We start from the raw sequence: 10,792 nt of genomic DNA, 5'->3' as shown, positions 1-10,792 counted from the left end.
GTAAAGCCGGACATGTGTCGCTTCGCAGGGCGTTGTATATGCCTGCAATGGTAGCCACCAGTAAGACTGAGTGGGGACGGGCGTTCCGCGACCGTCTGGCGGCTAATGGCAAGAAAGGAAAGGTGATTCTCGGCGCGATGATGCGCAAGCTGGCACAGGTGGCGTATGGAGTGCTGAAGTCAGGCGTGCCGTTCGATGCGTCACGGCATAATCCGGTAGCGGCGTAAAAATCGCGGAAGGGATGAAAAAAACAGCGCCTGACGGCGCTGTGTCTGGCATGCCTGCAATCCGGGAGACTGGACCAGGAAAAAACTTGCAGGCCGTAACAGTATCTACAGTAACTAATCTCTCAATACCGCTCCCGGATACCCCAGCTGCCGCCAGGCTTCATACACCACTACCGACACCGCATTGGACAGGTTCATGCTGCGGCTGTCCGGCACCATTGGAATACGAATTTTTTGTTCAGCGGGCAGGGCATCAAGAATGCTCGCTGGCAGGCCGCGTGTTTCCGGGCCGAACATCAGATAGTCGCCATCCTGATAGCTTACGGCGCTATGTGCGGGCGTACCTTTTGTAGTGAGAGCAAACAGGCGCTGGGGATTTTCTGCTTCGAGGAACGCGCTGTAGTCATGATGACGCGTAACGGCGGTAAATTCGTGGTAGTCCAGCCCTGCGCGGCGTAGGCGCTTATCGTCCCAGGCAAATCCCATTGGTTCGATGATATGCAGACGAAAGCCGGTGTTAGCGCAAAGACGGATGATGTTGCCAGTATTTGGCGGAATTTCTGGTTCGTAAAGTACGATGTTTAGCATACTGCCCCCTTAGTGCGGGGGCAGGATAGCAGAAAATTGGTGAGCCGTGCGGCCTTTTCCCCTCACCCCGGCCCTCTCCCCAGAGGGGCGAGGGGGATACGACTATGCCGCATTCCCTTTCGCCATCGGAGCCAGCGCCGCAGGCAACTCTTTACCCAGCCTCTGCACCAACGAATCTTGCGTAATTTCGCTGATCGATTTCGCGCCCGTCAGCGTCATCGCCACTTTCATCTCTTTTTCGATCAGATTCAGCAGGTTAGCCACGCCCGCCTGGCCCGCCGTTGCCAGCGCATACAGGAAAGCACGACCCAGCAGTACGGTGTCGGCACCGAGCGCAATCATACGCACAACGTCTAGCCCGTTACGAATGCCGCTATCTGCCAGAATGGCGATATCACCTTTCACTGCATCTGCTATGGCAGGCAGCGCGCGGGCAGAAGAGAGCACGCCATCTAACTGACGACCGCCGTGGTTAGAAACCACAATCCCGTCAGCGCCAAAACGTACCGCATCACGCGCATCTTCTGGGTCGAGGATCCCTTTGATCACCATCGGGCCATCCCAGAAATCGCGGATCCACTCAAGGTCTTTCCAGGAGATGGACGGATCGAAGTTATTCCCCAGCCAGCCGATGTAATCTTCCAGCCCGGTCGGTTTGCCAAGGTAAGCCGAGATATTACCCAAATCATGCGGACGACCATTCAGGCCCACATCCCACGCCCATTGTGGATGAGTCACCGCCTGCAAGTAGCGGCGCATTGCGGCGTTCGGGCCGCTCATACCCGAATGCGCATCACGGTAGCGTGCGCCCGGCGTTGGCATATCCACGGTGAAAACCAGCGTCGAACACCCCGCGGCTTTTGCTCGCTCCAGTGCGTTACGCATAAAACCGCGATCGCGCAGTACGTAAAGCTGGAACCACATTGGGCGCTTGATGGCGGGTGCGACTTCCTCAATCGGGCAAACGGAAACCGTCGAGAGGGTAAACGGAATGCCATGCGCATCCGCCGCTTTTGCGGCCTGAACTTCGCCGCGTCGCGCATACATGCCGCACAAGCCCACTGGAGCCAGCGCTACTGGCATCGACAATTTCTCATTAAACAGCGTCGTTTCCAGACTTAAGTCGGACATGTTTTTCAGAATACGCTGGCGCAGCGCCACTTCTGATAAATCTTCCATGTTACGACGCAGGGTATATTCAGAATATGCGCCGCCATCCATATAGTGGAACAGGAACGGCGGCAGAATGCGTTGTGCTGCGGCGCGATAATCGCTGGCTGCAGAAATAATCATGCGTTTTTCTCCCTCGAATGCTCATTATGCTCACCGGGCAGGCGGGTAATACGTGCACGGCGCGCCTGATCTTCATCGAATCTTTTCATGGTGCTGTGGACAAAACTGAGATGCGCCATCATCGCTTTACGCGCACCGTCGGCATCCCCGGCAAAAATGGCGTCAATGACCGCCTGATGCTGCTCGGTCAGTTGTGAAAAAACGGGCGGCACGAGATACATCCGTTGACGGCTTTGCATCACCGAGGATTGCAGAACATCAAAGAAACCACGCATGGTTTGTAGCAGCACGATGTTATGCGAGGCTTCGGCAATCGCCAGATGAAAACGAACGTCCGCTTGCGAAGCGAGGTCCGGGTCTTCGCTGAGCGTTGCTTCAAAACAAAGCTGAATCTTTTCTTTGTCGCCAGGCGTGGCACGCATTGCTGCATGCCATGCGGTGCTGGCTTCAATGGCGTAGCGGGCTTCCAGAATATCGAAACTGTAATCCGGATCATCGGCCATCAGCGTTTTCAGCGGCTGGACGATGTTTTGCTCCGACCACGCGTCATGACGCCAGCGCACAAATGTGCCACCACCGCGACGACTAAGAAGTACGCCTTCGCTCACCAGTTTTGCCAGCGCTTCGCGCAGTGAATTACGCGACACGCCGAGTTGCATCGCCAGTTGGCGTTCAGCGGGCAACTTCATGCCCGCCTCCAGCTGTTTTTCATCAATCAGCGCCCGCACACGGGAGGCAACTTCGTCTGACAGGCGTCTGGGTGTAGCAATCATTAAGGAATCATCCACGTTAAGACGTAAGCCTGAAGCGTGGTGATCACGCCCACCATACAGGTGAATATCAGGCTGTGTTTGACGGTAAAGCGGAACAGGTCTGACTCTTTGCCAACCAGGCCTACCGCCGCACAGGCGATAGCGATGGATTGCGGGGAGATCATCTTCCCGGTAACACCGCCGGTGGTATTGGCGGCAACCAGCAACAGGTCAGAGACGCCAATTTGTTGTGCGGCCGTGGCTTGCAGAGCGGCAAACAGAGCGTTAGATGACGTATCCGACCCGGTCAGGAATACCCCCAGCCAGCCGAGGAATGGCGAGAAGAAGGTGAATGCATGACCGGTGTGCGCCAGTGCCAGCGCCAGTGTTGACGACAGCCCGGAATAGTTCGAAATAAAGGCGAATGCCAGCACCATACCGATGGAGTAGATGGGCAGCGCCAGTTCTTTCAGCGTGCTGCCGAAGGTGCTGAGAGCGTCAGACGGTTTCATCTTCAGCCAGACAACCGAGAGCAGCGCAGCAAACAGAATGGCGGTACCGGTGGCAGAGAACCAGTCAAACTTAAACACGGCGGCGTAGGCTGTAGCCTCGCTGACCACCGGCGGCATACGGGCAACCAGTTTGTCGAGATACGGCACCGGAATGTTGATCACCCATTCATACAGCGCGCCGCCCGAAGCGAACAGTGCTTTAAATGGCGGGATACTCCAAAGTGTTACGGTGGCGGTCAGGAACAGGAACGGTGTCCAGGCACGCAGCACCTGACCCGCCGTGTAACCTGTGTGAGCCAGCGTCATATCAACCTGCGATGCACCCAGATCGCCGAAGCGGAAAACGCGTACCGGTTGCCAGCGTTTGAGGAACAGTGTCAGGCAGAGCAGCGATACCAGCGAAGAGATAATGTCCGGCAGTTCCGGCCCAATGAAGTTGGAGCTGAGATACTGTGCGATGGCAAACGAACCACCTGCAACCACGACCGCAGGCCACGTCTCTTTAATACCGCGCCAGCCGTCCATAATCGCCATGATCCAGAACAGGACGATAATGGTCATAAACGGTAGCTGACGACCCACCATCTGGCCGATCTCAAAGCTGTCGATGCCTGTTACCTGTCCGGCAACCAGAATTGGAATACCCATCGCACCAAATGCCACTGGCGCGGTGTTAACAATCAGGCACAGTCCGGCGGCGTACAGAGGTTTAAAGCCTAGGCCGACCAGCAATGCGGCGGTGATCGCCACCGGTGCGCCGAAGCCCGCAGCCCCTTCGAGAAATGCGCCGAAACAGAAACCGACGATCAGCATTTGCAGACGCTGGTCTGGGGTTATCGAAAGAATCGACGAGCGGATAATGTCAAACTGTCCGGTTTTCACCGAGATCTTATAGACGAACACCGCCGCAATAATGATCCACGCGATTGGCCACAAACCGTAGAAGAAGCCATAAACCACCGAGGCCAGCGCGTTGGCGACCGGCATTTTATAGAACAGCAAAGCCACGGCCAGGGCGATGGCAACCGTCCAGGTGGCGGCGACGTATCCTTTCAGTTTGAGCTTAATCAGCGCAAAGAAGAAAAACAGGATGGGAAGCGATGCTATCAGGCTGGAAAGCCAGATATTCCCGGCGGGATCATAGTTTTGTTGCCAGAGATTCATTGCAGGTCTCCTGGAGTCCACGCACATCGTGTAATGAGTCTGTTGCTCATCTCCTTGTCACACGTTGTGTAAAAGTGGCACTGCCAATTTTGTAGTGTAGGGATAATGACAATTAATGGTTAACCAAATGTTATTAATTGGCAACGGTTATGTGAGTTTTAATTGGGGAACTGTGAACCAGAGGTCAGATAAGCGAAGAATTGGTAGGGCCAATTTTTGTGGGGGGAGATGTCTGGTAAAGAAAAGGGCAATCCTCATCAGAGAATTGCCCTTAGATTGTTGACCCGGAGCGCTTATCCGGCCTACGGATGGCGCGAGAATTTGTAGGCCTGATAAGACGCGCAAGCGTCGCATCAGGCATTTGTCACCATTGCCGGATGCGGCGTGAACGCCTTATCCGGCCTACAGGAATGTGCAGCATCCTCCTGTAGGCCTGATGCGCGTAACGCATCAGGCAATTTGGCGTTTACCCATTCGTTAATGGATGATTACCACTGAATACCGGCACCGAGTGCGGCGGAGTATTCACCCTGGCTATTGGTACTACCTTGTAATTTGTAGACCCAACGACCATTGGCGCTAACCATCGACACACCTAAAGCAACAGCTGATTCACCGTTGTAAGTACCGCCACCAATAGAGGCCATGCTGGCACCCGGCGTGTAAGCCTGCGGCAGACCGGTCATCGCCATTGCAGAAGCGATACCACCACTCAGCTTGCTTTCAGTTTTGGACAGTTTGTTATCCATCTCAACCATGCGCTGATCGGTGTATTGCTTCGTTTCTTGCACGCTTTGCTTCAACTGCGCGTAGTTCACCGCGTCGTTGTTGTTCACGCCAGCGGAAACGTTGCTGATACGAGTCGTACCGCCACTGCCACCACCGAGGGTAATGCTGCTGTAGTCAACAGAACCGTCAGATTTGGTGTCGTAGCGCACGCCACCCGCTTCAGAAGACTTCAACTGCGCAACGTTAACCGCGTCAGTAGCGTTTTTACCTGCGGCAACGTTAGTAATACGGCGTTGATTAGTGGAAGAACCTACGGAAATCGTATTTTCTTCATTTGCCACGGAGCCTGTACCCAGTGCGACGCTGTTATCAGCGGCAGCAATGGAACCGGAACCAATCGCGACACTATCTTGACCCTGCGCGTTGGCATCAACACCTGTCGTGTTGGTCTTGAAGTATTTGGTGCTACCGGTAGTCACGATATCGCCAATACCGTTTTCGATATTGGTGACGCGTGTATCCAGATTCGTGACCTGGGTATTCAGGTTAGTAATGCTCTGGGTGTTTTGCGCCACACGCTCGTCGGTGACTTTCAGCTGCCCAACGTTAACCGCATCGGTATCCGCTGAACCTGCTGCGACGTTGGTAATCTGACGTTGACCGTCTTCACTGCCCACAGAGAATTCGCCCACAGAGTTCTGCGGTGCATCCATGTTGTAACCGGTGTAGCCAGTCTGCGCGCCACGGGTAGTCTGAGAACCATTACCCATTGCAATACTGTTTGCATGGTTTGCGCGTGCGTTACTGCCGATAGCAATACCGTTGATCGCATCTGCCAGAACCAGAGTGTTCAAGCCGATACCAATACCGGCGTTACCATTAACGATGGTTTTCGCACCCATTGCCAGCGAGTCTTCACCGACTGCCAGTGAATCTTCAGCCGTTGAGTTAGCGTGGAAGTATTTGGTCGGCGTGGTAGCGACTGCACCAATGGCATTCTGCAACTGGCGAACCGTAACGGCGTCATGGGCTTCGGAACCATCGGCTACGTTGATGATTTGACGGTACTTGCCATCATCACCAATCGACAATGCGCCGAGTAATTCACCGTCAGTGGTGTCGTAGCCAATCTCTACGCCATTTTCCGTTACGCTGGTGTTACGAGAACCTTTAACAATCACACGTTCGGAAACAGAGCTGCTACCCAGGGCGATACCCGTGTCAACTTCGCTAATGCTGTCCTGACCAATGGCTACGCTGCTGTTACCAGAGGCAAAAGCGTTATAACCCACGGCTACGCTGCTGTCACGAGAGGCAACAGCGTTATAACCCACTGCTGTAGCGCCAACACCCTGCGCGCTGGCGTCGTTGAACGCTAAGCCGTCGTCGTTGGTACGCACATAGTTAATACCTGCACCATTCTCTGCGATGTACGTCGTGTCGGTGTTACCAGCAAGCTGATTGATGATTTGGCTATTCTGCTCGATCAGCAGGTTAGCGGCATTCAGTTGGGAACCGTTGACGGCGTCGGTGCTACCCGCTTCAATCAGACCATCAGCCACATTGGTGATTTTGCTGGCGTTGCCTTTATGGTTGGCGCTGTAGGCACCCGCAGCGTCATCCCACAGCAGGGCATTATCATCGAGCGCATCCAGAGCTTCACCGACGTTGTTGTAACTTCCACCCGCGATTGTATAAGTTGGCGCAGCGATAGAACCGTCAGCGTTAACTTTTGCGTTACCCCCCAGGGCATCAGCAATGTACTTATTGGTGTCGTAGAGTTGCGAACCGTTAATGGCATCGCTGCTGTTATTAGAAACTACACCATCTGCGACGTCAGTAATGACGCTGGCGGTGCCACCGTGTTTGGCGCTGAATTTATTGGCGGTAGTATCCCAGAGCAGAGCATCACCGAGCGAAGCGCTAAATGACGTGTTAATGGCTTCCAGTGCAGCACCGACGTTAGTGTAGGCCTTACCACCAATAGTGTAGGTTGGTCCGGTTAATTCGCCCGTATCGCTGATATCGGCACCACCGCCAAGATAGGTCGTAAAGGAATCAGCTAAACTATAAAGTTGTGAGCCATTAATGGCATCGGTGCTGGTGGAAGATACGGTACCTGCCAGTAAGTTGGTGATTTTGCTGTCAGTACCGTTAGGGCCGTGTTTGGCGCTGAAGGAAGAACTATCCCACTGCAGCGCGTCGTCTTCAAGTGCATCAATGCTCAGGGTGTGGCTATCCACTGTGCCGTCGATACCTTCGACAGTGCTGGTCAGGGCGCTGACGTTGTTATTGGTGGTATTCAGTTGTGAACCGTTAACCGCGTCAGTGCTGGTTGATGATACTGCTCCATTAGCGACGTTGGTAATAATGCTCGGAGAGTTGTCTTTTCCATGTCCTGCACTGAATGCGCCAGCATTGGAATCCCAGAGCAGAGAGTCTTGCTTCAGGTCATACAACTGAGAGCCGTTCACGGCATCAGAACTATTACCATCAATCACACCATCAGCGACGTTGGTAATAATGCTCGGAGAGTTGTCTTTTCCATGTCCTGCACTGAATGCGCCAGCATTGGATTTAGCGGTTGCATCCCAGAACAGAGCATCGTCCTCAAGCGCCTCCAGAGCGCCGCCAACGTTGTGGTAGTCCTGACCACCAATGTTATAGGTTGGTGCAGCAAATACACCCGTATCACTCATTGTTGCGCCGCCGCCCAAATAGGACGTAATGGTTTTCGCAGTGCTTTGGAGTTGTGTACCATTAATGGCGTCGGTGCTGGTTGAGGATATCGTTCCAGCATCGAGGTTGGTAATTTTGCTGACCGTACTTGGATCACCATGAGCCGCACTGAATGCGCCAGCATTGGAATCCCAGAGCAGAGAGTCTTGCTTCAGGTCATACAACTGCGAGCCGTTCACGGCCTCAAAGCTGTCTTCACTAATCAGACCATCAGCGACGTCAGTAATGACGCTTTGTGCCAGGGAGTTTTTCTTTGAGCCATCGGTATTAAAGGTGGTATGGCTGGCGCTGTATTTCTTGTTTTTTTCGTCCCAGTGTAACGTGTTATTATCGATGCCCTGGAGAGCCTCTCCCACGTTATTGTACTGGCCGCTTTGTAGATAATATGTGGGGGCTTTAAGCGTCCCGTCAGAGTTTATAACATTATTAGGATCAGCATGAAATCCTCCGAGTCTGTCAGAAACAGACTTACTGATGGCATAAAGTTGTGATCCGTTAATGGCATCGGTGCTGTCTTTATTGATGTCACCTTTACCCATATTGACTATTTTGCGCTCTGAACCGAGGCTACCTACAGATACAGTATTGTCTGCATCAGCTATGGAATTTGCACCAATGGCGACTGCGTTATCACCATTTGCGCTGGCGCCAACACCGAAAGCAAGGCTGCTTTTGCCCCCCGCGTTACTGTCGTTGCCCAGTGCAATGGCGTTCTCACCCGCTGAAGTGCTGCCACTGCCCAGTGCAATTGAACCAACTTTGGTTGCTCTGCTGTTTTGACCTATAGCGATGGAGTTGGTTTCTCCAGCACTGGCATTGTCTCCCAGCGCCAGGCTGGATTTCCCTGTCGCATCCGCGTTAAAGCCAACCGCCGTCGCATTTTCACCAGCTTCGCTGTCTGCACCAATTGCAATAGCGTTCGCTGCACTGGCAAGTGATAGTCTGCCTAATGCCAGGCTGTCTGTGCCTTTAGCTTCACTCTCACGACCTGCGGCAATCGCATCAACGCCTTCTGCACTGGCGTCTGCACCTATGGCGACACTATATTGTGCAGAACTGGAACTTTTGTAACCTAATGCAAGGCTTTTTTCGCCTGTCGCGGTGCTGTTAGTGCCGAATGCCGCCGCATAATGCTTACCGGATTCATTGTTGGCGAGATCGGCGGCCACACCGGCTACGCTGCCATGACCAAATGCCAATGACTCATCTCCGAATGCTTTTGCTGTGACCCCTACTGCCATAGAGTGGCCGCCACTTGCTTTGGCCGACGCCCCTATAGCTGTACTTCTGTCGCCACTGGCATTCGCCTTCACCCCCAACGCTGTTGACGCATCGCCGTCAGCAGAACTTCTGGCACCTATTGACGTACTATATTTACCCAAAGCGCTGGCAAGATTCCCTATAGCAGTCGATGCACCGTCGAGACCTGTGTGCTGGCTTGCTGTTGAGCCTTCCCCGATAGCCACCCATCCATTACCACTATTATGACCTGTTGGTACAACAGGAGTACCAGTTGCATTATCTGCATATGCAAATGGCGACAACAACCCACCCGCAACCACAGCAGAAATTAACAGCTTACTGCGCCCGGATTTCTTGCCACGGCTTTTTGCCGTTTCGCTGGCAACGCTGTAACTGCCCGTTGCCGGATTCCAGATAACTTTAAATATTTTGTTCATTATTGATGCTCTCTATTCCTTGATATAAGCGCAGAAGCTGCATTTATTTTTTGCTTTTTCGCTGCTGAGATGCAGCAGAGTGAAGGTCGTCGAACTGAAGATTTGCCATATTGATGGCGAGTTTCAGGTATTTCAAATTATTGGGTGATACGCCTTTCAACGTCAGGTTAATGTCTTGCCATTGACCTGGTAATAATTTCAGTGAGGAGTTCATTGAGGTGCTGAAAAGCAATTGTTGCCATTTGGCTAAGTCTTTAGTATCGGCAGGTTTTTCATTTCCCCACGTGGCATGGAAACCAATATTAGATACGGGAACGCTTAATAAGTTGACCAGTGAAATACGAATGACGCTGCCATTTTCCACGGCATCAATAGACAATATTCGTCCTGCTAAACCGACTGAGCCGTTATTTAAAATGAAGTATTGTGTTTGTGCTGGGTTAAATTCAGTGAAGACGAATTCATCCTGCTTGTCCTTGACTGATTTCACGACGCTGGCAAGCGTTTGGGTACTGGTTATGATGCTATTTTGTTGTTTTTCAAAAAGTTCAATTTTACTTTTATATTGTTCTTGCTGCTTTTTTAGCGCGTCTATTTGACTTTGTTGCAACGCTTGCTGTTTGGCAAACTGGTCGATTGAGTTTACTTTTTCAATATAGTCACACCCCGTTAATGCGCAGAGTGATGATATTGTTAACATGCTTAATAGTGCTTTTTTTATGCTCATAGGATGAATTCCTTTTCATAATCCTGATGCGTTGATGACTACGATATAATTATTTTTTATATGAATGATTTAATGTTTTACATTCACAATAAAAATATATGAGAGAATTTTTGAGTTAATGGGCATTGAGAATGTGTTATTAAATGTCAAATTGTTTAGGTTTGTCGATGATAATGAGTAAATCGTGCGAATTTTAATGATCGGTGTCAATCAATGTCAAATGGTTAACGGAGTAAAAGTGAGGAGGGTAAGACGTTAATATTTGTATGGTGGATGTTTTGGGAAAATAAATGTGATGATGGTTGGAAAATATAAATAATTAAGCATTAATACACGAATAATCATATTTAATATTTATATATAGTGCTTTTATTACGCAGAA

At 51.7% G+C, this 10,792-nt stretch carries 6 protein-coding genes and 1 pseudogene; 1 reads left to right on the top strand and 6 read right to left on the bottom strand.

What is annotated here, in order from left to right; genetic code table 11:
• Positions 1–227 (top strand): annotated as a pseudogene (locus AACU94_RS19850) (IS110 family transposase); the annotation flags it as partial.
• Positions 228–341: 114 nt separating this feature from the next.
• Here AACU94_RS19850 and trmL read toward each other — a convergent pair.
• The 6 genes from trmL to AACU94_RS19815 form a co-directional block, all read right to left on the bottom strand.
• The gene (trmL, locus tag AACU94_RS19845) at positions 342–815 is read right to left on the bottom strand and encodes a tRNA (uridine(34)/cytosine(34)/5-carboxymethylaminomethyluridine(34)-2'-O)-methyltransferase TrmL (RefSeq protein WP_000932351.1); all 474 of its coding nucleotides are present in this window, start codon (positions 813–815) and stop codon (positions 342–344) included.
• A 102-nt stretch (positions 816–917) separates the two neighbouring features.
• The gene (lldD, locus tag AACU94_RS19840) at positions 918–2,108 is read right to left on the bottom strand and encodes a quinone-dependent L-lactate dehydrogenase (protein WP_135488498.1); all 1,191 of its coding nucleotides are present in this window, start codon (positions 2,106–2,108) and stop codon (positions 918–920) included.
• Positions 2,105–2,881: a transcriptional regulator LldR gene (gene lldR / locus AACU94_RS19835; protein WP_130261179.1), complete on the bottom strand. Its 777-nt coding sequence runs from the start codon at positions 2,879–2,881 to the stop codon at positions 2,105–2,107. The genes lldD and lldR overlap by 4 nt, the downstream gene beginning before the upstream one ends.
• Complete coding sequence (gene lldP, locus AACU94_RS19830) at positions 2,881–4,536, bottom strand: L-lactate permease (protein WP_130215198.1); 1,656 nt, start codon at positions 4,534–4,536, stop codon at positions 2,881–2,883. The genes lldR and lldP overlap by 1 nt, the downstream gene beginning before the upstream one ends.
• Before the next feature lie 488 nt (positions 4,537–5,024).
• Positions 5,025–9,683, bottom strand: a complete 4,659-nt coding sequence (locus tag AACU94_RS19820; protein WP_135488497.1) for a YadA-like family protein — start codon at positions 9,681–9,683, stop codon at positions 5,025–5,027.
• Positions 9,684–9,726: 43 nt separating this feature from the next.
• Positions 9,727–10,410, bottom strand: coding sequence for a DUF3251 domain-containing protein (locus AACU94_RS19815; RefSeq protein WP_135488496.1), 684 nt, complete (start codon positions 10,408–10,410; stop codon positions 9,727–9,729).
• Between the last annotated feature and the right edge of the window lie 382 nt (positions 10,411–10,792).

The organism is Escherichia sp. E4702 (assembly GCF_963883545.1).
GTDB lineage: Bacteria > Pseudomonadota > Gammaproteobacteria > Enterobacterales > Enterobacteriaceae > Escherichia.
This window is presented reverse-complemented; position numbering and strand designations above follow the sequence as displayed.